Source organism: Bacillus sp. J41TS8 (genome assembly GCF_018333035.1).
GTDB lineage: Bacteria > Bacillota > Bacilli > Bacillales > Bacillaceae > Bacillus > Bacillus paralicheniformis.
Window position 1 is genome coordinate 33,562 of the sequence record NZ_BORF01000001.1, and the last position, 24,971, is coordinate 58,532.

Below are 24,971 nucleotides of genomic sequence, written 5' to 3' on the forward strand. Positions count from 1 at the left end.
TCCCGCGGGAAACTAAAAAATGACCCGATAACGGGCGATCGGGCCATTCGGAATTATTTTGACTTTTCGTATGCTTCAATAATACGGGCGACAAGCGGGTGTCTGACCACGTCCGTCTGATCCAGTTCAACAATTGAAATGCCTTCGATATCAAGGAGCATCTTTTTTGCAACGGCAAGCCCCGATGTGACGCCCTTCGGCAAATCGATTTGCGTAATATCGCCTGTAATGACCATTTTAGAACCAAAACCCAATCTCGTCAAAAACATTTTCATTTGTGCCGGTGTCGTATTCTGCGCTTCATCCAAAATCACAAATGCGTCGTCGAGCGTCCGCCCCCTCATGTAAGCAAGCGGCGCGATTTCAATCGTTCCTCTTTCAAGCAGCCGTGCCGTATGGTCCGTTCCGAGCACATCATGGAGCGCGTCATACAGCGGCCTTAAATAAGGGTCGACTTTCTCCTTTAAATCCCCAGGCAAAAACCCGAGGCTTTCCCCTGCTTCAACAGCTGGTCTTGTCAAAATGATTTTTTTGATGCGTCCGTTTTTCAGTTCATGGACGGCCTTTACGACAGCCAAATAGGTTTTCCCCGTTCCTGCAGGGCCGATGCCGAAGATTAAGTCGTGCCTCTTCATGGCGGCGATATATTCTCTTTGACCGATGGTTTTGACTCTGATCGGTTTTCCTTTGGCGTTTTTCGTAATTTCCTCTTCATACATGCTTTCAAAAAACTCAAGCTTCTGCTTTTTCGCCATCTTGACCGCATACAAGACATCGCGTTCTGATATCTCGATTCCTTTGCGGATGAGATTCAAGAGGGATGCAAGCAGGCTGTCCACGATTTCAAACGTTTCTTCGTCTCCGGTCACATAGACGGTTTCACCGCGCGTGACAATCGAAATGTTCAGCTCTTCCTCCATTAACTTCAAATGGGAATCCTGGTTCCCAAACAGCGCTTGAGCCTCGTTCGGACTTTCCAGTTGCTGATGAATCGCAAGTAAGTGTTCTGTCATTCTTTAGTCTCCTGAACAATTGGTGTTGTTTGAACAATGTCTTCAATAACCTGGTAAAGGATGATCAATTTAACTTTACCATTCTCACTCGTTTCGTGCAAAACTTTTTCACTGATAATGTTCCCGTCGCTGCCGATTTTTTTCCTGATGTCTCTTTTTCCCATTTCGATCCCTTCAAGGACCGCTTCTTTTTTCGAGTACACCCTTTTGATTTGTTCGCTCTCCCTCGTATGTTCCTTTTCATACGCGACAGGAAGCGTAAAATTCATAAAATGCAGCGAGTGTTTTTCGGTTTCTGTCTTTGGGCGCGAGAACTCTTCTTTTTTAAAAGAAAAGCCCCAGACAAGCACGGAAAAAGAACCGAAGGATAGCTTGTGACTTGTCCTTACTTTACCCGTAAAAACGTCAAATGATGTCTCAAGCGGAACCGTTACTTTTGACTTGTACCAGGTTTCACCGTAGATTTTCCCTTTGGCTCCGACTTTTTGCTTTTCCTCTTCGCTCCCGATCAGTCCGGAAACAAGCATTTGCCCTTTTTCAACGTGCTGGTTCACGGTGACGAGCGGCTCGCCTTTTTCCACGAACATTTTCGAGATGGTCGCCCCTTTTTTGGCGACGATGTGCCTCGGACCAATATATTTTTCTTTGTCAGGTTCATTTTTTTCAACCACTTTCATGTGAAGGGCCGTGCCGTTTAATTCAATGCCCACCCAGGTGATGTTTTCGACGCGCTTTGTAAGCGCCTGCTGAATTTTTTCCGGGGTCAGCATTGTAAACTGAAGGCGGCCTTTTTTGACGCCGATTTCATTCAAGTGCTGTCTGATTTGATGTTCTGTCTCCGGATTGGCTCCTGTTATGTCAATTTTCCAAAGCATGTTGGACAATAAAAACATGATGATAAAAAAACCAGCAATTCCAAAAGTGAAGCCGCTATTCCGTTTAGACTTCTGCACGAGGAAAGGAAAACCTTTTCGTCTGACGAAGCGGCACTTGCAGTCAAAATCCCTGATGACCCTCCGGAAGGCATGTACATCAGAAAGCGGAATATAAAGAAAGACAGCGTCTTTCTTTTTCTTTACGTTAAACATCGGGATGCTGCGCCTGGTGCATTCATTTAATAATCGTTCGATCCCCTTTCCTGTTATCTCAAGCTGGATCTTTCCTGAAAAAAAAGAAAGCCATTTATTCTTCACGATTCTTTCCCCCCGACTTATGAATCGATATAGCGTACGAGCTCAATCGTGCCTTCAAGCAGAATTTCCTCAGGCAAAATCGTTTTGATGACAAAGTTTTTGCCTTGAATGATGCACTGCCCCTGTTTGAGCATCAGCCTTACTTCGGTATCGCTGAAAAGCAAAAGCCCTCTGTGGTTTTCAATATATATGTGAAGTCTTCCTATCATCGTGATTCTCGGAAGATCCATCATGACATCAGGGGGAATTTCCAATGTTCTTGTCAGCCACGCTTTGATGCGGTTTTTTCTTTGCGCCATAAAAAAAGAACCCCCTTTCATCTCATATGTATGAGTGATATGGGGGTTCTAATACTTAAATTTTAGGGCGGCGCCTCATTGTGTAATGCGGCTTTCTCGACCGCGGAGGGCCGAATACTTCGCTGAGTACAACGCCTTGGACAATCGTGTTTTTATTCAAATCGAGCAGCTCTTGTTTCCGGTTGATCACCCGGCTGCTCTGCTTTTTAATGGCCCGTTCAACGGCCGGCATGGACCGCTCGGCATCCGCTTGGATTCTGCGGAGCTCTGCGGCCATATCTTCGCTTTTTGCAGCAGCCGCAGCTGCTGCAGGCCGTTGTTTTTTGTTTTCTGCCGGCCGGCGCTGTGCCGTCTGCTTCGGCGTCGTCTGCGTTTTCGGCCGTTCAGGCGCCGGTTTACGCTTGGTTTCTTCATTTTCATCATTTTTTCCGAGCTTGTTGAATATGAAGGAGATGGCTGCGATGATGGCCGCCATGATAATCGGATTGTCGAACAGGATATCAAGCAATGAGCTCCCTCCTTTTTACAGGGGCTTGTTTATTTATGATCCTCTTCATTTTGGTCTTTCGTCATCTTTCCGAAAGAATCACGCATGTCTGTGTCGGCGTCGATGTTTTTCATATTGAGGTAGTCCATGACTCCGATCTTTCCGCTGCGGAGAGCTTCAGACATCGCAAGCGGCACTTCGGCTTCTGCCTCGACGACTTTAGCGCGCATTTCTTCGACGCGGGCGCGCATTTCCTGTTCTTGCGCAACCGCCATGGCGCGGCGTTCTTCCGCTTTCGCCTGGGCGATGTTTTTATCGGCTTCAGCTTGGTCGGTCTGCAGAATCGCTCCGATGTTTTTGCCGATGTCAACGTCAGCGATATCGATCGATAGAATTTCAAACGCTGTGCCTGAATCCAATCCTTTGCTCAAGACGGTTTGTGAAATCATATCCGGGTTTTCAAGCACTTTTTTATGATTATCGGAGGAACCGATTGTCGAAACGATCCCTTCGCCGACACGGGCAATGATTGTTTCTTCTCCCGCTCCCCCGACAAGGCGGTCGATGTTTGCGCGAACCGTGATTCTCGCTTTTGCTTTCACCTCGATACCGTCCATTGCTACACCGGCAATAAACGGCGTTTCGATGACTTTCGGATTAACGCTCATTTGAACGGCTTCAAGCACGTCACGGCCCGCTAAATCGATGGCCGCACATCTGGCGAATGTGAGTTCAATGTTTGCACGTTGGGCAGCGATAAGCGCGTTGACAACCCGGTCAACATTACCCCCTGCAAGATAGTGGCTTTCAAGCTGATTGATCGTAACATCAAGTCCCGCTTTATGCGCTTTGATCAGCGGGTTCACCACGCGGTTTGGAATGACGCGGCGGAGCCTCATTCCGATCAGTGTGAAAATGCTGATTTTAACACCAGCGGCCAAAGCCGAGATCCACAGCATGACCGGGACGAATGTAAAGAAGACAGCTAGTAAGATGATTCCGGCTGCTATAATAAGCAAAAGAAACAGTGTTGACGGATCCATAATATTCCTCCTAATAATGTAATTTATAATTCTCTCACAACAATGCGTGAGCCTTCCACTTTAACCACTTTCACTTTCTTGTCCTTCGCGGTGAACGAGCCTTCAGATACGACATCAAGCCGTTCATCGCCGATGATGACCGTTCCGGACGGTCTGAGCGGTGTAAACGTGACGCCGGTTTTACCAATTAAATCGCGCCGGCTTTCATTTGACACATATCCGCTTTCCGTGCTTGTCGAGTCGGTTAAGATCAATTTTTTAAAAAATTTCATACGCTTCCCCAACACCCTTGTCAATAGAATGGATGCCGCTATAGAAACAGCAGTTGCAATCAAAATCGAGACGGCCATGACCTTAAAGCTTCCCGATGCTAAAAAGAGGCTCGCAACGATCGCGATCAGGCCGGCAATCCCTGCTATTCCGCCCGGCAGAAAAATCTCTAAAATGATTAAAATAATGCCTGCTGCAAACAGAAGGATCGTTTCCATCCCGGCAAGCCCGGCGACGAGATGACCGTAGAAAAAGAGCAGCAGCGCGGAGAGTCCCATAAAGCCGGGGATTCCAAAACCAGGCGAATAAAGCTCCACAATCAATCCGAGACTTCCGATTGAAAGGAGAATCGGAATCACGACCGGATGCGTGATGAACCGGGCCACCTTTTCGGCGAAGCTCACCTCGGCACGCTCGATTTTGGCATCCTTCAAGTTCAGCTTTTTCAAAAGATCATCAAGGCTCGAAACTGTGCCTTCGGAATAGCCGACTTCCAGCGCTTTGTCAGGGCTTAACGTGAGCAGCTCGCCCTTCGGCGCCCCAACTTCTTTAGCATCGACGTCCGCATCGGCCATCGCGAGAGCGTATTTCGGATCACGTCCGTTTTTTTTGGCTGCGTCTTCCATTTCAGCGAGCCACAGAGATTCCGACTTTTTATCAGCGGCATTTCCCTGCGTGTCAATGATCGCGGCGGCTCCCATTTTCCCGCCGGGCGCCATATAAATATCGTCTGCATTCAAGGCGAGGTAAGCGCCTGCGGACAGAGCCCTTCTATTCACATAAGCGGTCACCGGAATGTCGGAGTTATGTATCGTATCAGCCATATCAAGGACTGCGTCGACCGCTCCGCCGGGGGTATTGATATCGAGTATGATATGTTTGGCATTCATATCTTCCGCTTCTTGAAAAGAGCGCTCAAGAAATTTTGAAAGCCCTTTTTCAACCGTTTCTTCGATCGGAATGACATACACTGTATCTCCATCCGCTTTCACGGTCAAATGAACGCCTAGTAATAAGAATAAAACAAAACCGCTGGCCAGAGCAACAAAAATTCTAAATTTTTTCAGCAGCAATGATGTCTGAGGCCTCCTTCCCCTATTATCATTAACATTACATACGTTATAAATGTAGCAAAGGTTTCATCTTTCTACTACTTTTCTATTGTATGAACACGCACAAAAAAAGACGCCTTTAATTGCTTAAAGGCGTCTTTTTCTTAAGACAGTTGTTTGCTGACAAGCTTATTGACGAGACCGCCGTCCGCCTTGCCTTTGACTTTCGGCATGATAGCGCTCATCACTTTGCCCATATCCGCTTTTGAAGAGGCGCCGACTTCGGCGATCGTCTCGTCGACGATGCCGAGCAGCTCTTCTTCCGTCAGCTGTTCAGGCATATAAGCTTCCAGAATGTCTAACTCTTTTTGAACTTTATCTACTAAATCTGAACGATTAGCGTTTGAAAATTCATGGAGGGAGTCTTTACGCTGTTTTAATTCACGAGAAAGAACAGTCAGTTCTTCATCATCGGTCAGCCTGTCTTTCTTAAGCTTGATTGCTTCGTTTTGAAGCGAAGCTTTGACCATGCGAATGACAGTCAGTTTGTCTTTCTCACGGTTTTTCATATAGAGCTTCATATCTTGATTCAGCCGCTCAAGAAGACTCATAAATCCACCCTCTTTTAGTATTTGCGCTTTCTTGCAGCTTCAGACTTTTTCTTGCGTCTTACGCTAGGTTTTTCATAAAATTCACGCTTTCTTGCTTCCTGCAAAGTACCTGTCTTTGATACACTGCGTTTGAAGCGACGAAGAGCATCTTCAAGCGATTCGTTTTTTCTAACGACCGTTTTTGACATTCTCTTTCCCTCCCTCCGAATACACCAATCGACTGCTTTAAAAAAAGACATACATATAAACATGTACTTTGACATTATAATATAAGCCTCCGGTAAGGTCAACCAAGGAGAACGTTTTATTGTTCAGTCATGATTTCGGCAGCTTGTCTGTATATATTTATAAAGGAGGCTGTTCGAAAAACTGATGATAATCCTGATCTTATTCATATTATTGATCGTTCTTTTTCTCAAAGGCATGAGCATGCTGAGAAAAGGCTTGATTTCACTGACATTTGAAAAAATCGAAAAGCGGCTGCTGTTTTTCACGGATCATCCGGTGAAAGCCTTTTTGGTCAGCATTGTATTTACGGGGGTTTTGCAAAGCAGCTCGGCATTTATGGTGATCGTCATTGGCTTTGTCTCGGTAGGCGCCCTTTCATTTAAACGTTCGATTCCGCTCATTTTGGGAACAAACATCGGGTCCACCTTCACAACGGAATTTTTGGCGGTGAAGCTGGAATTTTTGATTTTTGCCCTTTTTGCCGCAGGTGCGGTTCTTTTCATTGCCGGAAAATCCCCTTTTCGGCAAGTGGGCGTAAGCATGATCGGCTTGGGTGTTATTTTTTTCTGTATCAGCGGCTTCAGCCGGCTTGCCGTGCCGTTGTCACAGCTAGACTCGGGCGCTTATATTGTGCAGCTTGCCGAAGATTCACCGCTTTACGCCTTGATCATCGGCACGGTTTTGACCGCGATGATTCATTCCAGTTCGGCGTGTGTCGGCATCCTGATGAGCTTTATGGATCAAGGTGTCGTCGGTTTGACCGAAGCGATGAGCGTTGTTCTCGGCTCCAATATCGGGACATGTATCACAGCCGTGATGGCGTCCTTCAAAGGCGGAGCTGCAGCCAGGCAAACGGCTTATGCCCATGTGCTGTTTAATGTCATCGGTGTAGCAGCTGTATACCCCCTGCTCTCATCAATAACAGGCTTTATTTCCGGACTGTCGGCAAGTCCCGCTCAACAGATTGCCCATTTCAGCCTGCTCTTCAACGTCGTCACGTCCCTATTGTTTCTGCCGCTCTCAAATCTGTTTCATTCGCTGATCATGTTTCTCATCCCAAACAAAAACCAGGCCCGGTAAACGCCTGGTTTTGTTTGATTAGTAGTCTTCATCCGCTGTTAAGCCTTTGACAATCGACACGCCCGCGCTTGCTCCGATTCTCGTCGCTCCGGCTTCAACCATGGCAAGGGCGCTTTCCTTATCGCGGACGCCCCCTGATGCTTTAACGCCGATATCAGGTCCGACAGCTTCCCGCATCAGTTTTATATCCTGAACTGTCGCGCCGCCGCCGGAAAAACCGGTCGATGTTTTGACAAAATCGGCGCCGGCTTTTACGGCCAGTTCACAAGCGAGCCTTTTTTCTTCATCCGTCAACAGTGACGTCTCTATGATGACTTTTACGAGAGCTTTGCCAACGGCCGCGTCTGTCACCGCTCTGATGTCATGCTCCACGGTTCCGGTATCGCGGTCTTTTAATGCACCGATGTTGATCACCATATCAACTTCACCGGCCCCGTCTGCAATCGCCTGCCTGGTTTCAAAGGCTTTTGTTTCCGGAGACGCTGCACCTAAAGGAAAGCCGATAACCGTGCACACTTTCACTTCTGAATCTTTAAGAAGCTCGGCGCACAGCTTTACCCAGCAAGGGTTGACGCAAACGGAAGCAAAATCGTATACACGTGCTTCTTTGCAAAGCGCTTCGATTTCGGATGTGACAGCATCAGGCTTCAATAGCGTGTGATCGATCATTCGCGCAATTTGTTTTGTCATTGTCCCGACTCCTTTTCAAGTGGTTGTCTTTTATGATATTCGCAAAAAAAGCCGGAACACCTTTTTCGTGAACCGGCTAAATTGATCATTTATGACGATAAGCGGATGTTTTCATGGACGTCGTCTTCGGCGACGCGGACGAACTGGCCTTTATTGTACGGATAGCCGGCTTTTAAGATCTTCACTTTAACAAGCTGGCCGATCAGGTCTTCGGAACCTTCGAAAACGACCTTCATGTAGTTGTCCGTGTAGCCGACAAGCAGATTGTCTTCGCCCGTTTCCGTGAACGGCTCTTCCGGAATGATTTCCAGAACATCGCCTTCATAATCTGATGCGTATTCTTTCGCAAGCTGATCTGAAAGAGCGATCAGTTTGTGAACTCTTTCGTTTTTCACGTTCTCGTCAACCTGGCCGTCCATGCGTGCTGCTGGAGTTCCGGTCCGTTTGCTGTACGGGAAGACGTGGAGCTCGGAAAACTTGTGTTCTTTAATAAAGTTGTACGTCTCCATGAATTCTTCTTCCGTTTCCCCCGGGAAGCCGACGATCACATCAGAAGTGACTGCGAGCCCCGGAAGAGCTTTTTTGAGTTTCGTCAGCCTGTCGGCGAAAAACTCCATCGTATACTTTCTTCTCATCCGTTTTAAAACGCTGTTTGAGCCGGATTGAAGCGGAATGTGAAGGTGTCTGACGATCTTGTCTGAGCGGTCAAGCACTTCGATCACTTCGTCTGTAATTTGGCTCGCTTCGATTGAAGAGATACGGATTCGTTTCAGACCTTTCACACGGCTGTCCAGTTCTTTCAACAGCTGCGCAAAGTTGTAGTCTTTCATATCTTCTCCATAACCGCCAGTATGAATACCGGTCAAAACGATTTCTTTATAGCCGGCATCAACGAGCTGCTGCGCCTGGCGGATGACTTCCTCAGGGTCGCGGGAACGAAGCAGGCCGCGCGCCCACGGAATGATGCAGAATGTGCAGAAATTGTTGCAGCCTTCTTGAATTTTCAAAGAAGCACGCGTTCTGTCGGTAAATGCAGGAACATCAAGCTCCTCAAACACTCTTGCTTTCATAATATTGCTGACGCCGTTAATCGGCTGTCTTTCTTCCTGGTACTGCTTAATATAGCCGAGCATTTTTTCGCGGTCCTGCGTACCGACGACGATATCAACGCCCGGGATCGCCATGATTTCCGCCGGGGAAGTCTGGGCGTAGCACCCTGTCACGCAAATGACGGCGTCAGGATTTTGGCGGATCGCCCGTCTGATCACCTGGCGGCTTTTTTTATCACCTGTATTTGTGACGGTGCATGTATTAATGACGTATACGTCCGCCGAACTTTCAAATTCTTTTCTTTCGTAGCCGGCTTCTTTGAAAAGCTGCCAGATTGCTTCTGTTTCATAATGGTTGACCTTGCAGCCAAGTGTATGAAATGCAACGGTTGCCATTGTTATTCACCTCTTAATAACTCTGTATGATAAGAAACTGCCGCCAACGCGTACAGCGGAGCTGTTTCCGCCCTTAAAATCCGCGGACCGAGCCCGCAGGCGAGGGCTCCTTTTTCTTTAAGCGCTTCAATTTCATCTTCTGAAAACCCGCCTTCAGGACCGAACACCATGAGTACGGATGATCCTTCCGACAGGCTTTTGAGCACGGATTGAAACCGGCTCGTCTCGCCTTGCTTTGATGACTCTTCGTATGCAACGACACATTTATCGAAGTCCTCAAGGCTCTCAAGCAAACGTTGAAACGTGTGAACCGGCGCTACATCGGGAATCGCGTTTCTGTGGGACTGTTCTGCGGCTTCTTTGGCGATTTTCGCCCACCTTTCCCGCTTTTTCTTTGCCTTTTTTTCATCAAGTTTAACAACGGAGCGTGATGCCTGAAAAGGAATAAACGAGCTTGCACCGAGCTCTGTCCCTTTTTGAATGATCCATTCCAGCTTATCTCCTTTAGGAAGGCCGTTGGCAATATGGATCTGGACGGGCAGTTCGCGTGTTTGCCCCGTCCATTCGTTTACGCTCAATAAAACCTCGTCTTTTGTGACGGACTCGATCCGGCATTTCGCTTCATGGCCGTCTTTTGCACAGCAAATGACCTCGTCTCCGGGAGACATCCTCATCACGGTCGCAATGTGATGAACGTCTTCGCCTTTGATCGAGAACGCGGGTGCGGCTGTGACCTCTTGTTTTGATTGTTCGATAAAATATCGTTGCATACGCTTGTCACACCTACTAACGATTATTTTTTAGCGATGATGCTGACCCAGTCCTCCATTGAAAGAACCTCGACGATCGTAAAGCCTTCTTTCACCAGTGCATCTTTGACTTCCTGTTTTTTCTGCTGGATGATTCCCGACGTAATGAAATAGCCGCCGTCTTTCAACAGATCGTATGCCTGATCCGTAAAGCGCAAGATGACCTCGGCCAGGATATTGGCGACGATGACGTCTTTTTCTCCTTCGACGCCGTCGAGCAGATTATTTTGCTTGATCTCGATATGATCGCTGACTTTATTGAGCTTGGAGTTCAAGCGGGCGCTTTCCACGGCTACAGGATCGAGATCATATCCTTCAACCTGTTTGGCGCGAAGCATGGCTGATGCAATGCTCAAAATGCCTGTTCCCGTTCCGACATCCACGACCGAATCCCCTTCTTTCACATATCTTTCAAGCGCCTGTATGCAAAGTACGGTTGTCGGGTGTGTGCCTGTTCCGAAGGCCATTCCCGGGTCCATCTCGATGATGAGCTCATCCGTATGAACCGGTGTGTACTCTTCCCATGTCGGAACAATCGTAAACTTCTCGGAAATTTTTACGGGATGATAATATTTTTTCCATGCTGTCGCCCATTCTTCTTCGTTAACCTCGCTGATGGTGATTTTGTTGCGTCCGAGGTCAATATCATACAGCAGCAGATTATTGATGGTTTCCTTGATTCCTTCTACGGTCTCTCCCAAAAAACTGTTGATCGGGAGATACGCTTTAATAATGACTCCTTCATCAGGGTAATCATTGGGGTCGAGCTGGTAGATTTCTCCGTATACATTCTCACGCTCTTTAATTAAATCAAGCGGATCTTCAATTACGACTCCACTCGCACCAGCTTCATGCAAAATATTCGAGATGGGCTCAACCGCTTCATGTGTCGTGTGAATGCAGATTTCGGACCATTTCATACTACCAACTCCTCATCCAATCATTAATCGCCTTTAAAGGCGCGCTTTACTTTATCGAAAAAACTCATTTCCTGTTCATCCGGCATATTTCCGCTCACTTCTGCAAATTCGCGGAGAATATTTTTCTGGTTTTCTGTTAAATTCGTCGGTGTCACGACGCGGACGACGATGTGCTGATCGCCTTGACCGTACCCGCGTACGTTGGCAACGCCTTTTCCTTTTAAGCGGAACTTGGTGCCTGTCTGCGTGCCCGCCGGCACTTTTAATTTTACTTTTCCGTGAAGAGTAGGCACTTCGATTTCGTCCCCGAGCGCAGCCTGTGCAAATGTCAGCGGCATTTCGCAGTAAATATCGTCTCCATCGCGCTCGAAAAATTCGTGTTCTTGGACGCGGAAAACGACGAATAAGTCACCTGACGGACCGCCGTTGATCCCCGGTTCACCCTGTCCGGATACTCGAAGCTGCTGGCCGTCATCCACACCCGCCGGGATGGTGACATTGATTTTCTTGCGTTTTTTCACTTTTCCTGAACCGCCGCAAGTTGAACATTTGTGTTTAATTTGCTTACCCGTTCCATTACAGTAATGACATACTCTTCTGTTGACGACTTTTCCGAACGGAGTCGACTGCTCCATGTTCAGCTGGCCTGAGCCGCCGCAGTGTGAACATGTTTCCGGCTTTGTTCCCGGTTTCGCGCCTGAGCCGCTGCATGTTTCACATGTTTCTTCACGCGGAATTTCGATCGTCGTCTCTTTTCCGAAGGCCGCTTCTTCAAATGACAATGTCATCGTATACTGCAGATCGGCGCCCTGCCTCGGGGCATTCGGATCTCTCCGCCTTGCGCCGCCTCCGAAAATGCTTGAGAAAATATCGTCAAACCCAAAGCCGCCGAAGTCGCCGCCACCGAAACCTCCGCCGCCGAATCCCTGATTTGGATCGGTGTGGCCAAACTGGTCGTAATGGGCCCGTTTTTGGTCATCAGAAAGTGTTTCATAGGCTTCTTTGACTTCTTTGAATTTTTCATCCGCTCCGGCTTCTTTGTTGATGTCCGGGTGATATTTTTTAGAAAGCTTGCGGTAAGCTTTTTTAATCTCATCTTTAGAAGCGCTCTTACCTACCCCAAGCACCTCATAGTAATCACGCTTACTCATCTCTTCACACTCCCGATTTTCTCACATAAATTAGATTGTATCATTTCAAATTATGTTTTTTCAATTCCTTTTGTCCTTTAGGAAGAAAAAAGTCAAAGTCAAGAGATCCTGACTTTGACTTTCATCGCCTGTAAGGTCATGTGCTGTGCAAACCGGGGTAAGCACAGCACATTTTATTTCAATTATTTTTGATCTTTATCGTCGTTTACTTCTTCATACTCAGCGTCCACGACATTGTCGTCGGCTTTTTTAGCGTCAGCGCCGCCGTCTTGCTGAGCCTGTTTTGCAGCTTCTTCGTAAAGCTTCATTGAAAGCTCTTGGACGATCGCTTGCAGCTCATCTTTTTTCGCCTTGATTTCATCAAGGTCATTTTTCTCGATCGCAGCTTTTAGCGCGTCTTTTGCTTCATTCGCTTTTTTCACTTGCGCTTCATCGGCTTTGCCTTCAAGATCTTTCAGCGTTTTTTCAGTTGTGAAGACAAGCTGATCCGCTTCGTTGCGAAGCTCGATTTCTTCTTTTTTCTTTTCATCCGCTTCGGCGTTTTCTTCAGCTTCTTTCACCATGCGCTCGATCTCATCGTCAGAAAGGCCTGAAGAAGATTTGATCGTGATGTTTTGCTCTTTGCCGGTGCCCAGATCTTTCGCGCTGACGTTGACGATACCGTTCTTATCGATGTCAAATGACACTTCGATTTGCGGTACGCCGCGAGGAGCCGGCGGAATATCTGTAAGCTGGAAGCGTCCGAGCGTTTTGTTGTCGGCAGCCATCGGGCGCTCACCTTGGAGCACGTGGATGTCAACCGCTGTTTGGTTGTCAGCCGCTGTTGAGAACACTTGGGACTTGCTTGTCGGAATTGTCGTGTTGCGCTCAATCAGCTTCGTGAACACGCCGCCCATTGTTTCGATACCAAGTGACAGCGGAGTTACGTCCAGAAGGACAACATCTTTGACATCGCCTGTGATGACGCCGCCTTGAATGGCTGCACCAAGGGCTACGACTTCGTCAGGGTTGACGCCTTTATGCGCTTCTTTTCCAGTTTCTTTTTTGATCGCTTCCTGAACGGCAGGGATACGTGTTGATCCGCCGACAAGGATCACTTTGTCGATTTCGCTTGCAGAAAGTCCCGCATCTTGAAGAGCCTGACGGACAGGGCCCATTGTGCGCTCTACCAAGTGTGAAGACAGCTCATCAAACTTCGCACGGGTCAGTGTCAATTCAAGGTGCAGCGGACCTGCGTCACCCGCTGTGATAAACGGCAGGGAAATTTGCGTAGAAGATACGCCGGAAAGGTCTTTTTTCGCTTTCTCAGCCGCATCTTTTAAGCGCTGAAGCGCCATTTTGTCTTTAGAAAGATCAATGCCGTTTTCTTTTTTGAATTCTAAGACGAGATGATCGATGATCACTTGGTCAAAGTCGTCTCCTCCAAGGCGGTTGTCACCCGCTGTGGAACGAACTTCGAATACGCCGTCTCCCAATTCAAGGATGGAAACGTCGAATGTACCGCCGCCAAGGTCGTAGACGAGGATCGTCTGATCTTCTTCCGTCTTATCCAGACCGTATGCAAGCGCAGCTGCAGTCGGCTCGTTGATGATCCGCTCAACTTCAAGTCCGGCGATTTTACCGGCATCTTTTGTCGCTTGACGTTCTGCATCGTTGAAGTATGCAGGAACTGTGATTACGGCTTTAGATACAGTTTCGCCTAAATAGCTTTCAGCATATGATTTCAAATGCTGAAGGATGATGGCAGACACTTCTTGCGGCGTGTACTTTTTGCCTTCGATTTCAACTGTATAGTCCGTGCCCATGTGGCGCTTGACCGACATGATCGTGTTCGGATTCGTGATGGACTGGCGTTTCGCCACTTCACCCACCTGGCGCTCTCCGTTTTTAAATGCAACAACCGAAGGAGTCGTGCGGGCTCCTTCTGGATTTGGGATGACTTTCGGCTCTCCGCCTTCAAGCACTGCAACGCATGAGTTCGTTGTTCCCAAGTCGATTCCGATTACTTTGCTCATAATTTTTACCTCCTGCTATGTAGTTATTGATTGACTTTTACCATAGAAGGACGGATCACCCGGTCCTTAAGTTTATAGCCTTTTTGCAGTTCCTCAACGACTGCGTTTGATTCGTACGCTTCATCCTCGACCTGCATAACAGCCTGGTGCATGTTCGGGTCAAATTGCTCTCCGACTGATGGAATCTGTTCAACTCCTTCATTTTTAAGAGCATCCAAAATTTGACGGTGCACCATTTCCATCCCTTGAAGAAGGCTTTTCGTCTGCTCGTTGTCAGGATCGATTTGAAGTGCGCGTTCAAAGTTGTCAAGCGCCGGCAGCAATTCGCTGATGATGCGCTGGGAACGGTACTTTTCAGCAGCCTCAAGATCAAGGCGTGCGCGTCTTTTGTAGTTTTCAAAGTCCGCCTGAACACGTAAAAGTTTATTTTCTTTTTCTTCAAGACGTTCTTGAAGTTCTTTTAGTTGTTTTTCAAGCATTTCTGTTTGAGTGTCTTCTACCGGGGCATCAGCTTCAGCAGCCGTTTGTTCGGCTTCCGCTGTCTCCGCTTCTGTCTCGTTCAGTTCCTCTTGTTCGTTTAGCTCTTCGGTTTGTTTTTCTTCTGCCATCTGTGTTCACCTCCCTTAAAGGATGAGTTTCATGATAAAGAAGGGATTTCTCCCTTCTGTCTCTGTTTTAGGTACTGCCTTACCCATCATACAAACTTGTCAGCGCTTTTGACAAGTCAGATGATACGTGCTGAAGCAAACCGACGACGCGGGAGTAGTCCATGCGCGTCGGCCCGATGACCGCGATGGAGCCGATCTGTTTTGAGCCGACCGTGTATGTCGCGGTAATCAGGCTGCAGTTTTCCATTTCTTCATAGTCGTTTTCCTTGCCGATTTTAATGGTAATTCCGGACTCAGTCGACTGAAAGAGCCGGAGAAGCTCCTGTTCTTTCTCAATGAGCGACAATAGCGATTTCACTCTGTCAATATCGTGAAATTCGGGCTGATTCAGCATATTAATCTTGCCGCCGAAAAACAGCCGGTCGGTTTGAACAGATGAATCCAGCGTTGCGCCGAGCCCGTGTAAAATTGTATCGTAATTTTGGATATGCGACTTTAAGAAGATGACGACCTCTTTGAAAATCCTGTCTTTCAGCTCTGAGATCGGCACGCCTCTAAGGCGTTCATTTAATATATTCACCAGCTTTTCGAGATCGGAAAGATTGACCTCCGCCGGAAAATTGATCGTTTTATTCTCGACATGGCCGGTATTCGTTACTAGAATGGCAACGGCCTTCTTGGGCTGAATCGGCACAATCTGGATCTGTTTAAGATGGTTCTCGCTCAGTCTCGGACCGAGGACAATCGATGTATAATTTGTCAGATCAGACAGCACTTGAGCCGACTTCTGCACCGCTTTTTCGAGTTCAAAGATTTTTTCTTTGAAAACCGAATGAATAATGTTCAAGTCCGTTTTTGACAGCTTTCCGGGTGAAAGCAGATGATCGACATAATAGCGATAGCCTTTTTCAGAAGGAATCCGGCCTGAAGATGAGTGGGTTTTTTCGATAAAACCGAGCTCTTCCAAGTCAGCCATTTCGTTTCTGATCGTTGCTGAGCTGAATGTGATATCTTCCTTTTTGGAAAGCGTTCTTGACCCTACCGGCTGAGCTGAACGAATGAAATCGTTGACGATAACCTGCAAGATTAACAGCTGACGATTTGTTAACATCCATATCACCCCTGTTAGCACTCGACACAACTGAGTGCTAATTGTATATCAAAATTACCAAACCGAAATCAAAATGTCAATTATAACTCACCCAGGAATGCCTGAAACACTTCATTCCCCAATAGTTTTCCATTATGTGATAAAAATACATTTTTGCTCGTGTTCACAATCAGCCCTGTTTCTTCCAGCGAACGGAGCACTTTCGGGAAGAGATCGTCGACAGTTCTTCCGTATTTTTCGAAAAAGCGTTCTTTGTCTACTCCCGCGGTTTTTCGAAGACCGAGAAACATTTCTTCTTCAATCTGTTCATTTTTTGTAACCCTGTGTTTTTCTTTATAAGGAAAGCCTGACTGCTCAATCAGGTCGATATAATGTTTGACAGGGCCGGCATTTACCGTTCTTTCACCATTGATATAGCCGTGCGCGCCCGCGCCCAAACCGAAATACTCCTCATTGTTCCAATATGTGAGGTTATGTTTGCTCTCATATCCTTTTTTGGCGTAGTTGCTGATTTCGTATTGGCCGATGCCCGCTTCTTCCATCTTCCGCATCACGAGTTCGTACATTTCAGCTTCCTGATCCTGCGGCGGCAGATGAAGCCGGCCTTTTTTCATCAAGTTATAAAAAACGGTTTTCGGTTCGACGATCAGCGAATAGACCGAATAATGTTCAGCCCCGAGGGCAAGCGCCGTATCGAGCGATGAGGCGAAGTGGCCGATGGTTTGTCCTGGCAGGCCGAACATCAGATCAAGGCTGATATTATCAAATCCCGCCTTTCGCGCTCTTTCAAAGGAAACGAGTACGTCTTTTTGCTCGTGGACCCTGCCGATTTTTTTTAGCAGCTCGTCTTCAAACGTCTGTACGCCAAAGCTCAGCCTGTCTACACCGGCGGCCTTTAAAACATCCAGCTTTTCAGCCGATAAATCGTCGGGATTGGCTTCCACTGCAAATTCGGCAAGGCTTTCGGACGGTTTCAAAACGCGATGAATGGAATCAAGAAGCCGTTCAAGCTGCGCTGCCGACAGCGATGTCGGCGTTCCTCCCCCGATAAAGATCGTTTTCAGCTCAGGATGTCCGGCCGCTTCCATTGAATTGGCCATTTCCTTCTCTAAAGAGCGCAAATATTCATCAACGGGCTGAGATTGAATAAAAAACTTGTTGAAGTCGCAATAATGGCAAATGTGCTCGCAAAACGGAATATGGATATATGCTGCTTTCATTATTTTCACCTTCTTTTACAGGAAGAAGCCGCAGTGTGTTACGCTGCGGCGGCTCATGATTATGATTTCGGACCGCTGTCGTCCATTTTCAGGACTGCCATAAAGGCTTCCTGCGGAACTTCGACAGAGCCGACCTGTTTCATTCTTCGCTTTCCTTCCTTTTGCTTTTCGAGCAGTTTGCGTTTTCTGGAAATATCCCCGCCGTAGCACTTCGCCAAAACGTTTTTGCGCATGGCTTTGATGGTTGAACGGGCGACAATTTTTGTGCCGATGGCTGCCTGGACAGGTACTTCAAACTGCTGGCGCGGAATGAGTTCCTTCAGCTTTTCGACGATAACCTTACCCCGTTCATACGCATAATCGCGGTGAACGATAAAGGAAAGGGCATCGATTTTTTCGCCGTTCAGCATAATATCCATTTTCACGAGCTTGGACGGTTTATATCCGATCAGTTCGTAATCAAATGACGCATAGCCTTTCGTATTTGATTTAAGCTGATCGAAAAACTCGTAGACGATTTCCGCAAGCGGAATTTCGTAGACAATGCTGACGCGGTTCGCATCAAGATACTGCATATCGATAAACTGGCCGCGCTTGCCCTGGCACAGTTCCATGACCGCGCCGACAAAGTCGTTCGGCACCATCATTGTCGCTTTGACGAACGGTTCTTCGACCCGGTCGATCTTCTGCGGATCAGGCATATTTGACGGGTTATCGACGACGATTTTTTCTCCGTCTGTCATGTACACGTCATAGATAACGCTCGGAGCCGTCGTAATCAAATCGATGTTGAATTCGCGTTCAATCCGCTCCTGAATGATTTCCATGTGGAGCATCCCCAGGAAACCGCAGCGGAAGCCGAATCCGAGAGCCTGGGACGTTTCCGCCTCATACTGCAGGGCTGAATCGTTCAGCTCAAGTTTTTCAAGCGCTTCCCGCAAGTCGTTGTATTTCGCTGTATCAATCGGATACAGACCGCAATAGACCATCGGATTCAGCTTTCTGTAGCCTGGCAGGGCTTCGGGCGCTGGGTTTTCCGCACTTGTAATCGTATCCCCTACACGGGTGTCTCCGACGTTTTTGATTGCGGCCGTCAGGAATCCGACGTCGCCGACAGTCAGTTCGTCAACCGGAACAGCCTTCGGTGTGAAAACGCCGACTTCAGTGACTTCAAATTCTTTTCCCGTCGCCATCATCTTAATTTTTTGACCGGCTTTTACGGTACCTTGGACGACTCTGATATAGGCGACGACCCCGCGGTATGCATCATACAGAGAGTCAAAGATCAGAGCCTGAAGCGGCGCTTCCGGATCTCCGCTTGGTGCGGGAACCTTTTCAACGATCTGCTCCAATATTTCTTCAATTCCGATGCCTGCTTTGGCTGAAGCAAGGACGGCGTCTGAAGCGTCAAGACCGATGACATCCTCGACTTCCTGGCGGACGCGTTCGGGTTCTGCGCTCGGAAGGTCGATTTTATTAATGACCGGCAGAATTTCAAGGTCGTTGTCAAGCGCAAGGTAAACGTTTGCCAGCGTTTGCGCCTCGATTCCCTGTGCGGCGTCGACGACGAGAATCGCGCCTTCGCATGCGGCAAGGCTTCTCGAAACCTCATACGTAAAATCGACGTGTCCCGGGGTATCGATCAGATGAAAAATATATTCCTCTCCGTCCTTTGCCTGATATTTCAGCTGTACGGAGTTCAGTTTAATGGTGATTCCTCTTTCACGTTCCAAATCCATCGAGTCGAGGAGCTGTTCTTTCATTTCCCTTTGAGTGATTGCCGCCGTTTTTTCCAGGATTCGATCCGCAAGCGTTGACTTGCCGTGGTCGATATGGGCGATAATAGAGAAATTTCGGATTCTCGACTGCCTTTGTAATCGTTTTTCTTTATCTGTCACACTAATCACTCCTACTATGAAACGCAATATGCGCTAGCTTAGATTATATCAATAGGGTTGTGAAGATTCAATCCTAAGTCACATATGCTTTCTAAACCCGAAAAAGAAAAAACGAGTCCTCCATCCGGCTCGTTTTTTCTTTTACTTATTCCGTTTTTTCCTTTATCCAGTCATACAATGAACGGGCTGTGTTTGTGACCGAATCGGCCAGGGCGCGGCCTGCCGAGGAAAAGAGGTTGAAAGCTTCCAGATGTTCCAGCTCTTTTTGTTTTTCCTCCAAATCGATTTGATGGCCGAGGACTGACGCCTCTTTCGCATCCCCTTCAGATATGCTGAGCGCCGCTTTTAAATCAGGGTCCTGATACCCTTTCATTTCAATCATTCCGTTGTTCGCCTGCTGCATGCCGAGAAGGACGCCGAAAAACATGACAGCGCAAGCCAATATGCATTTTCCCATAAAAGAAGCCACTTCCATCACCTGTCCTATTGTTTTTTCTTATCGTCTTCACCGGTGTCTGCATCAACTTTTTCAGCATTCCAGTACATCTCGCTGAATACATCCGCCATCGCTTCTGCAGCCCGCTCCAGCTCTTCGCGGTTATTATCTACGCCGCCAAATTCGATTAAGACGGATCTTTCGTTTAAATCCTGATTATATATGCCATTATCCCCGGCAGCTCCCTTAGATATAACACCGCGGCTCAAACCGGGATATTTTTTTTCCAGCCGTTCATGCAGCTCTTTTGCCAATTTAAAATTCGATTCAAAATTAGGACTCTTCTTACCGATGACAAATGCGAGCCTCGCATAGCTTTTTCCGTTTATCGTTGTTGTAGTCGCTTTTTTACGTGTTGCATCCCTGTGAATGTCTATAAAATATTGCAAGTCTTTATTTGTGGCTATCGCGTCTTTGACGACTGGTCTCGATTCGTCATATGATCGCGCATAATCCCAGCCTTTTTTCTTCAGGTTCCCCTGGATATCCGTCTTATCCACCTTCGCGCCTACGCCTTGAGAATCCAGAGCTTTACCGAGCATATCGCTGACAAGCGTAACATTTGCTTTCGAATGAATCGCCCGATTAGGTTCCGTCTCACCTTTTAAAAAGGGGAGATACGATTCCGTATTGTGCGTATTGTAGATAAATACGACTTTTCGGTCACCCGTCGATTGTTCAGGAGGTTTTTCCTCCCCTGTTTTCTTTTTCTGTTTCCCTTCAAGCTCTGCAAGATTCGCTTCTCTCTCCTCTTTTAAGACCTCAGTCGGCGGCGGAGATTCTGACGGCATATTCGTATAATCCGTCCCTTGCCCGGCAATGAGTATTTCCGAATCAAAATGAGAGAAGCCCGGAAGCTCCCGTCCGAGAAAACTTCGCGGATCTTTCAAATTAATGCTGGTCGCCAGCTTCAGAACGAGGGGGGAAAGCTCAAAGCGCTTATTCGGCTCCGGCAATTCTGATGCAAAGTAGTGGTTTTCCATTCCCAAAATGAGCCCAAAGGTCTCGCCCCCCAGTTCATCAGTCACCCGGTACAACGAAGAAGACGGCCTTAACTCAGGACGCAGCGAAGTCAGCACGCCTGATAAAATAAAAACGAGCAGCAGGCTGACGATAAGTAAGAATACTGTCTTCACCGCGCTTCTTCCATTTACAGCCAGCACAAACTGCCGATTCCTGCCTCTTTTTCTCATTGCAAATCCCTCCAGAGCTTGTCTAGTAAATAGACTATGTACAAGATAGAGGAAGTAGAACAAGTTCCGGCAATGCTAAATGTCATGAAAAAAAGCGGCCTGGTCAGCCGCCTTGATCTTAGTGGTTATACATTCCTTTATTGTCTTGCGATACATTTTCATGGAGCGCTGTGTTCAGACCGTTTGCAATCACATTTGCCATATCATCAATAAATGTATCGACCTCTTTAGGAGTCACCATTAAGTTATGGCCAAGCGGAGCGAGGACTTCATGGATCAGCTGCCTTTTTTCATCCTCTGCGAGGCCGCCGACTATACCGAGAAACGATTTGCGGTGCTCTTCATCGGGAAGGTCTTCTTCGGTGAGGACCTTTCTTTTCCCAAAGCTCATCCCCGCGGGAACGAGCGACCTGGACGGACTGTCATCTCTCATCTCTCTTCCAAAATGCTTCAGCATGTAATCAATCGTATCGCTCGTGATCGTGACGGCATCGACCACCGTTGGAACACCGATGGCGATGACCGGGATGCCGAGCGTATCCTTGCTTAACTCTTTTCTTTTATTCCCCACGCCAGACCCGGGGTGTATCCCGCTGTCTGAAATTTGAATGGTAGAATTCACACGCTCGATCCCTCTTGATGCCAGCGCATCGATGGCAATGACAAAATCGGGCTTTGAGCGATCGATCACCCCTTGGATAATGTCGCTCGTTTCAATTCCGGTTAAGCCCATGACTCCCGGAGAAAGCGCACTCACCGGACGGTAGCCTTCCTCTACATTTTCGGGCTGCAGCTGAAACAGGTGCCTCGTCACGAGAAGGTTCTCCGTCACGAGGGGGCCGAGCGAGTCGGGCGTGACATTCCAGTTGCCAAGCCCGACGATTAAGCAGCTGGCATCCCGCGGAATGCCCAAATAATCGAGAAACGCGGAAAATTCCTTTGCGAAGACATCGACGACTTTTTCCTGCAATACGGAATCCTGCTGTCTGATCCCTTGTGTTTCAAAGGTTAAATAGCGGCCGGCTTTTTTCCCCGACAGCTTCGCTCCTTCTTCATCAATGTCCATCGTCTGAATTTTGATCCCGTCTTTTTCGTATTCTTTGACTGTAAACCCTTTCAGCTCTTTCTTTGGAGAAGCTTCCTTTTCCTCTGCCAGATCCCTCGCTTCCACGGCTAAATCTGTCCGGACTGCATATTGACTTAAATCGAGCTTCTTTTTCTCCATATTTGCATTCCCTCCAAAAACATAACTGGTATTAGTGTGCCCGCAAGGTCTGCAAACATTCCCGCGAAACGGAGCTTTCAAATAAAAATACTTTACATTTATATTGCAATCTAAGGGTGTGTTTGATAGAATACAATTTGTTCTATTGTTGAGATCTAACCTATAGAAAAGGAACAGAGGTTATGTCTTAGGAGGTGAAACACATTGCCAAACATTAAATCAGCGATCAAACGCACAAAAACAAACAACGAGCGCCGCGCGCACAACGCAACAATCAAATCTGCAATGCGCACTGCTATGAAACAAGTTGAAACTTTCGTAAGCAACAACGAAGCAGACAAAGCGAAAGCAGCTCTATCTGCAGCAGCAAAGAAAATCGATAAAGCAGCTAAAAAAGGTCTTGTCCACAAAAACACCGCAGCTCGTTACAAATCAAACCTAGCGAAAAAAGTGAACGGACTTTCTGCATAATAGAAAGCTTGGCTATGCCAAGCTTTTTTGCTTGCCATCATAAAAAACAGCTCTCTTAGATGAGAAGCCGTCAGACCGCAAAAACAGCGCGATTCAGGTGTGTGCCGACAGAGAGGAGCTTCCATGCCAGCCTGTCAGCCATGTTCCACTCGCACGGAGCTATTTTTTGTTTTAAATGAGGCTGACTTCGGACAACTGTTTTCATTCAAACATATGATTATTGATTTTTATACAAAATGAGGGAACTTCCAAAAAAGGAAGTTCCCTTGCTTATTTGATGAAATCAATTAAATTCTCGACTGTACAAGTATCATCATTCATGGAGTTTAACTTTTAAAAGATAACCCTTTTTCCTTCAAAGCAACCCGTAATTTAGGCAAAGATGCCGGTCCCATACCGTGAAATTTCAAAATCTCTTTTTCGCTGTATTTTGCTAGATGCTGCAAAGAAGTGATTCCATTGTGTTCCAAAGCTCGTCTGGCTGGTGCAGAGAGCAATGAAAGAAATCCGTTGTCAGGTTTGCGTTGTTGCTCACAAATCGGGCAAACTGGACAATCACTGCTTTTATAATACTCGTGTCCCTTGCTGCAAGTCCTTAAATTCTTTTTTAACGTTGTCATTTTTTCATTCCTCCCTTTCTCAAATATTATTTTCAACCTTTTTACAGCTTGCAGACTTTCAATGTTTTCGGTTTTATCTTTCCTGCCCCTTTGCTGAATAAAGCATTCGATGCCACGGCACGTTTCTTCCGGCTTTTGCATCCCACAATCCTATTGATAAGATCCTCAAAGCCGAAGCGAAGCGAAGCGGTATGCAAAATATGTTCTAGCGCATAAAGGCGAAGTTTGCCGATTTTGAAGGTAAACTGAGCAGCGTCTACGGCAAGTTTCTAAAGAAATGAAAATGCCAGAGTGTCTCACAAAGCGCATGAACAAGAGCCGGAAGCAAGAAAACGGCGGCCGACAAAAGAGCAGCGAAAAAAAAGAACAAGTGAAAAGGCTGTCGGGATTTTCTCGACAGCCTGACGGCTCTCATAGTTAGAGAGCCCTTTTTTCAATCGGACTGCAAAAGCTTGAGTAAAAACAGCTCAAGCAAAAGCTGCTTGTCCTTTTTGCCTGTTTTCATTTCATAATCCATAACGGCGAGATGCTCGATGATGCTTTTCAGCTCTTCTTCAGAAAACAACCTCGCCTGGTCGATCGCGAGCTTCACCCTGAACGGGTGAACTTTGAGGTTTGTGGCGATTTGCTTTTGCCCGTACCCCTGCTGCGAAAAGTATTTGGTCTGCATCAAAAGCCTGAACTGGTTTGCGATCAGCGCCATCATTTTGATCGGTTCTTCATTTTGCTTTAACAGATCATAGAAAATCTGCAGCGCTTCTGTACGCTTCCGGTTCACAACCTTGTTGATCAATTCAAAAATGTTTTGCTCGAGACCTCTGGCAACGAGCTTTTTGACGTCTTCAAGCGCGATCGAATCCCGATCACCAATATATGTACTAAGCTTTTTCACCTCTTGGGCAATGGCCGACAGGCTGGCATTACACAGGATGACAAGCTCTTCCGCCGCTTCTCGTTCTATGAGCTTCCCCTCTGATTTTGCAAGCCCTGCGATAAAATCAGCCGTTTCCCGGCCGTTCAGTTCTTTTGCTTCAACCATTTGGGCGTGTTTTTTCAAGAGCTTGGTCAGCTTTTTCCTCTCATCAAGCTTTTCATAAGGAGCGAGCAGCACAAAAACGGAATAAGGCGCCGGCTGCGCAATATATTCCTCCAGGCTCCCGAGGTTATGCTCCGTTTTATCTTTCTTTTTTTCAGCTGTTAAAAAAGACGGGTTTTTCGCAACTACAAGACGCTTCTCCCCCATAAACGGAAAAGTTTCAGCATCTTCAACAGCAAGGTCTAATGCCTCTTCTTCCAAATCAAATACGGAAAGGTTGAAATCCTTCGTCTCTTCATCAACAACGGCTTGTCTGATCCTTTGAACCGTCTCCTGGAGAAGATACGTCTCTTTCCCGTATAAACAATAAACAGGATGAATATCGCCTTTTTTTAAGCTTTTCCAAATATCAAATACCGTCATCTGCACTTTCCCCTCTTTCATCCTTCCTTTCTATCCTAAAGCGTGTTTTGCAATTAGTAAAGAGAGAAGCGGAGTCACCCGCTCTCTCATTTATAATAAACGCCTTCCATAAACCCCCGGGTCAGTTTATAGAAGACGATGTTCATAAATTTTAGAAAACGGTTGCATGAAGCTCCTAGATTTTTGCAAAGAATTGAATTATACTGGATATCAATAGGAGGGGTAAATTGTGAATGAATTTGAAAAAGACGTGCAAAGCAAACGTAACGATCTTGTAGATTCAGGTGTCGGTTTCATCGTGTCTTTTGGCTTTTTCGCTACAATGTTTATTATCGCTACTGTTATACATCTGGCCGCTTAATCA

The 24,971-nt window shown here is 47.0% G+C and carries 26 protein-coding genes; 3 read left to right on the forward strand and 23 right to left on the reverse strand.

Annotated elements, in window-relative coordinates; translation table 11 throughout:
- Positions 1–53: 53 nt before the first annotated feature.
- The 8 genes from KI350_RS00190 to rpsU all read right to left on the reverse strand — a co-directional run bounded on the left by KI350_RS00190 (position 54) and on the right by rpsU (position 6,156).
- Positions 54–1,013, reverse strand: a complete 960-nt coding sequence (locus KI350_RS00190) for a PhoH family protein (protein WP_048350460.1) — start codon at positions 1,011–1,013, stop codon at positions 54–56.
- The gene (gene yqfD / locus KI350_RS00195; protein ID WP_065644194.1) at positions 1,010–2,206 is read right to left on the reverse strand and encodes a sporulation protein YqfD; all 1,197 of its coding nucleotides are present in this window, start codon (positions 2,204–2,206) and stop codon (positions 1,010–1,012) included. Before yqfD ends, KI350_RS00190 begins: the two co-directional genes overlap by 4 nt.
- A 17-nt stretch (positions 2,207–2,223) precedes the next feature.
- Entirely contained in the window at positions 2,224–2,505 is a 282-nt protein-coding gene (gene yqfC / locus KI350_RS00200; protein WP_020452247.1) for a sporulation protein YqfC, read from the reverse strand.
- Between the two features lie 55 nt (positions 2,506–2,560).
- Positions 2,561–3,013, reverse strand: coding sequence for a hypothetical protein (locus KI350_RS00205; protein WP_106070677.1), 453 nt, complete (start codon positions 3,011–3,013; stop codon positions 2,561–2,563).
- A 29-nt stretch (positions 3,014–3,042) separates the two neighbouring features.
- Positions 3,043–4,035 carry a flotillin-like protein FloA gene (gene floA / locus KI350_RS00210; RefSeq protein WP_020452249.1) on the reverse strand — a complete coding sequence of 331 codons (993 nt, stop codon included), beginning with the start codon at positions 4,033–4,035 and terminating at the stop codon, positions 3,043–3,045.
- A gap of 23 nt (positions 4,036–4,058) precedes the next feature.
- The gene (locus KI350_RS00215) at positions 4,059–5,378 is read right to left on the reverse strand and encodes an NfeD family protein (protein ID WP_065644196.1); all 1,320 of its coding nucleotides are present in this window, start codon (positions 5,376–5,378) and stop codon (positions 4,059–4,061) included.
- A 143-nt stretch (positions 5,379–5,521) separates the two neighbouring features.
- Positions 5,522–5,968 (reverse strand): GatB/YqeY domain-containing protein, encoded by a 447-nt coding sequence (locus KI350_RS00220; protein ID WP_065644197.1) that lies wholly within the window; start codon positions 5,966–5,968, stop codon positions 5,522–5,524.
- A 14-nt stretch (positions 5,969–5,982) separates the two neighbouring features.
- Positions 5,983–6,156, reverse strand: coding sequence for a 30S ribosomal protein S21 (gene rpsU / locus KI350_RS00225; protein ID WP_003183654.1), 174 nt, complete (start codon positions 6,154–6,156; stop codon positions 5,983–5,985).
- A gap of 184 nt (positions 6,157–6,340) precedes the next feature.
- Between rpsU and KI350_RS00230 the strand changes: the two genes are divergently transcribed.
- Positions 6,341–7,276, forward strand: a complete 936-nt coding sequence (locus KI350_RS00230) for a Na/Pi symporter (protein ID WP_065644198.1) — start codon at positions 6,341–6,343, stop codon at positions 7,274–7,276.
- An 18-nt stretch (positions 7,277–7,294) separates the two neighbouring features.
- Here KI350_RS00230 and deoC read toward each other — a convergent pair whose 3' ends face one another.
- The 13 genes from deoC to gpr form a co-directional block, all read right to left on the reverse strand.
- On the reverse strand, positions 7,295–7,966 hold the full coding sequence (gene deoC, locus KI350_RS00235) for a deoxyribose-phosphate aldolase (RefSeq protein ID WP_065644199.1): 672 nt from the start codon (positions 7,964–7,966) through the stop codon (positions 7,295–7,297).
- A gap of 89 nt (positions 7,967–8,055) precedes the next feature.
- On the reverse strand, positions 8,056–9,411 hold the full coding sequence (mtaB, locus tag KI350_RS00240) for a tRNA (N(6)-L-threonylcarbamoyladenosine(37)-C(2))-methylthiotransferase MtaB (RefSeq protein WP_020452255.1): 1,356 nt from the start codon (positions 9,409–9,411) through the stop codon (positions 8,056–8,058).
- Between the two features lie 2 nt (positions 9,412–9,413).
- A complete protein-coding gene (locus KI350_RS00245) occupies positions 9,414–10,181 on the reverse strand; it encodes a 16S rRNA (uracil(1498)-N(3))-methyltransferase (RefSeq protein ID WP_065644200.1) in 768 nt (255 codons plus the stop codon).
- A 23-nt stretch (positions 10,182–10,204) separates the two neighbouring features.
- Positions 10,205–11,140, reverse strand: a complete 936-nt coding sequence (gene prmA / locus KI350_RS00250; RefSeq protein ID WP_065644201.1) for a 50S ribosomal protein L11 methyltransferase — start codon at positions 11,138–11,140, stop codon at positions 10,205–10,207.
- A 23-nt stretch (positions 11,141–11,163) separates the two neighbouring features.
- Complete coding sequence (gene dnaJ / locus KI350_RS00255) at positions 11,164–12,291, reverse strand: molecular chaperone DnaJ (RefSeq protein WP_065644202.1); 1,128 nt, start codon at positions 12,289–12,291, stop codon at positions 11,164–11,166.
- 182 nt (positions 12,292–12,473) lie between these two features.
- Positions 12,474–14,306: a molecular chaperone DnaK gene (gene dnaK, locus KI350_RS00260; RefSeq protein WP_065644203.1), complete on the reverse strand. Its 1,833-nt coding sequence runs from the start codon at positions 14,304–14,306 to the stop codon at positions 12,474–12,476.
- A 23-nt stretch (positions 14,307–14,329) separates the two neighbouring features.
- Positions 14,330–14,914, reverse strand: a complete 585-nt coding sequence (gene grpE, locus KI350_RS00265; RefSeq protein ID WP_065644204.1) for a nucleotide exchange factor GrpE — start codon at positions 14,912–14,914, stop codon at positions 14,330–14,332.
- 79 nt (positions 14,915–14,993) lie between these two features.
- Complete coding sequence (hrcA, locus tag KI350_RS00270; protein ID WP_020452261.1) at positions 14,994–16,025, reverse strand: heat-inducible transcriptional repressor HrcA; 1,032 nt, start codon at positions 16,023–16,025, stop codon at positions 14,994–14,996.
- Between the two features lie 80 nt (positions 16,026–16,105).
- Positions 16,106–17,245: a radical SAM family heme chaperone HemW gene (hemW, locus tag KI350_RS00275; RefSeq protein ID WP_065644205.1), complete on the reverse strand. Its 1,140-nt coding sequence runs from the start codon at positions 17,243–17,245 to the stop codon at positions 16,106–16,108.
- 59 nt (positions 17,246–17,304) lie between these two features.
- A complete protein-coding gene (gene lepA, locus KI350_RS00280) occupies positions 17,305–19,143 on the reverse strand; it encodes a translation elongation factor 4 (protein ID WP_059231276.1) in 1,839 nt (612 codons plus the stop codon).
- A gap of 145 nt (positions 19,144–19,288) precedes the next feature.
- The gene (locus KI350_RS00285; RefSeq protein ID WP_059231275.1) at positions 19,289–19,612 is read right to left on the reverse strand and encodes a YqxA family protein; all 324 of its coding nucleotides are present in this window, start codon (positions 19,610–19,612) and stop codon (positions 19,289–19,291) included.
- 14 nt (positions 19,613–19,626) lie between these two features.
- Positions 19,627–20,832 carry a stage II sporulation protein P gene (spoIIP, locus tag KI350_RS00290; protein WP_059231273.1) on the reverse strand — a complete coding sequence of 402 codons (1,206 nt, stop codon included), beginning with the start codon at positions 20,830–20,832 and terminating at the stop codon, positions 19,627–19,629.
- Positions 20,833–20,950: 118 nt separating this feature from the next.
- The gene (gene gpr / locus KI350_RS00295; protein ID WP_059231271.1) at positions 20,951–22,057 is read right to left on the reverse strand and encodes a GPR endopeptidase; all 1,107 of its coding nucleotides are present in this window, start codon (positions 22,055–22,057) and stop codon (positions 20,951–20,953) included.
- A gap of 204 nt (positions 22,058–22,261) precedes the next feature.
- Between gpr and rpsT the strand changes: the two genes are divergently transcribed.
- Positions 22,262–22,528, forward strand: a complete 267-nt coding sequence (gene rpsT / locus KI350_RS00300) for a 30S ribosomal protein S20 (RefSeq protein ID WP_003183682.1) — start codon at positions 22,262–22,264, stop codon at positions 22,526–22,528.
- Positions 22,529–22,854: 326 nt separating this feature from the next.
- On the opposite strand, the gene KI350_RS00305 is transcribed toward rpsT, so the two are convergent.
- Both KI350_RS00305 and holA read right to left on the reverse strand, forming a co-directional pair.
- Positions 22,855–23,148, reverse strand: a complete 294-nt coding sequence (locus KI350_RS00305; protein WP_065644218.1) for an RNA polymerase alpha subunit C-terminal domain-containing protein — start codon at positions 23,146–23,148, stop codon at positions 22,855–22,857.
- Positions 23,149–23,581: 433 nt separating this feature from the next.
- The gene (holA, locus tag KI350_RS00310; RefSeq protein WP_165395388.1) at positions 23,582–24,607 is read right to left on the reverse strand and encodes a DNA polymerase III subunit delta; all 1,026 of its coding nucleotides are present in this window, start codon (positions 24,605–24,607) and stop codon (positions 23,582–23,584) included.
- Positions 24,608–24,836: 229 nt separating this feature from the next.
- On the opposite strand from holA, the gene KI350_RS00315 reads away from it, so the two are divergent.
- Positions 24,837–24,968, forward strand: coding sequence for a YqzM family protein (locus KI350_RS00315; protein ID WP_003183686.1), 132 nt, complete (start codon positions 24,837–24,839; stop codon positions 24,966–24,968).
- The last annotated feature ends 3 nt before the right edge of the window (positions 24,969–24,971 follow it).

What these genes read in the sequence shown, in the direction of transcription:
- KI350_RS00245 (WP_065644200.1), bottom strand. Translation starts at nt 10,181, where the DNA reads ATGCAACGATATTTTATCGAACAATCAAAACAAGAGGTCACAGCCGCA.
- prmA (WP_065644201.1), bottom strand. Translation starts at nt 11,140, where the DNA reads ATGAAATGGTCCGAAATCTGCATTCACACGACACATGAAGCGGTTGAG.
- yqfC (WP_020452247.1), bottom strand. Translation starts at nt 2,505, where the DNA reads ATGGCGCAAAGAAAAAACCGCATCAAAGCGTGGCTGACAAGAACATTG.
- KI350_RS00230 (WP_065644198.1), top strand. Translation starts at nt 6,341, where the DNA reads ATGATAATCCTGATCTTATTCATATTATTGATCGTTCTTTTTCTCAAA.
- holA (WP_165395388.1), bottom strand. Translation starts at nt 24,607, where the DNA reads ATGACGGTATTTGATATTTGGAAAAGCTTAAAAAAAGGCGATATTCAT.
- dnaJ (WP_065644202.1), bottom strand. Translation starts at nt 12,291, where the DNA reads ATGAGTAAGCGTGATTACTATGAGGTGCTTGGGGTAGGTAAGAGCGCT.
- KI350_RS00305 (WP_065644218.1), bottom strand. Translation starts at nt 23,148, where the DNA reads ATGACAACGTTAAAAAAGAATTTAAGGACTTGCAGCAAGGGACACGAG.
- dnaK (WP_065644203.1), bottom strand. Translation starts at nt 14,306, where the DNA reads ATGAGCAAAGTAATCGGAATCGACTTGGGAACAACGAACTCATGCGTT.
- rpsU (WP_003183654.1), bottom strand. Translation starts at nt 6,156, where the DNA reads ATGTCAAAAACGGTCGTTAGAAAAAACGAATCGCTTGAAGATGCTCTT.
- floA (WP_020452249.1), bottom strand. Translation starts at nt 4,035, where the DNA reads ATGGATCCGTCAACACTGTTTCTTTTGCTTATTATAGCAGCCGGAATC.
- KI350_RS00190 (WP_048350460.1), bottom strand. Translation starts at nt 1,013, where the DNA reads ATGACAGAACACTTACTTGCGATTCATCAGCAACTGGAAAGTCCGAAC.
- hemW (WP_065644205.1), bottom strand. Translation starts at nt 17,245, where the DNA reads ATGAAAGCAGCATATATCCATATTCCGTTTTGCGAGCACATTTGCCAT.
- spoIIP (WP_059231273.1), bottom strand. Translation starts at nt 20,832, where the DNA reads ATGAGAAAAAGAGGCAGGAATCGGCAGTTTGTGCTGGCTGTAAATGGA.
- gpr (WP_059231271.1), bottom strand. Translation starts at nt 22,057, where the DNA reads ATGGAGAAAAAGAAGCTCGATTTAAGTCAATATGCAGTCCGGACAGAT.
- deoC (WP_065644199.1), bottom strand. Translation starts at nt 7,966, where the DNA reads ATGACAAAACAAATTGCGCGAATGATCGATCACACGCTATTGAAGCCT.
- hrcA (WP_020452261.1), bottom strand. Translation starts at nt 16,025, where the DNA reads ATGTTAACAAATCGTCAGCTGTTAATCTTGCAGGTTATCGTCAACGAT.
- mtaB (WP_020452255.1), bottom strand. Translation starts at nt 9,411, where the DNA reads ATGGCAACCGTTGCATTTCATACACTTGGCTGCAAGGTCAACCATTAT.
- KI350_RS00220 (WP_065644197.1), bottom strand. Translation starts at nt 5,968, where the DNA reads ATGAGTCTTCTTGAGCGGCTGAATCAAGATATGAAGCTCTATATGAAA.
- grpE (WP_065644204.1), bottom strand. Translation starts at nt 14,914, where the DNA reads ATGGCAGAAGAAAAACAAACCGAAGAGCTAAACGAACAAGAGGAACTG.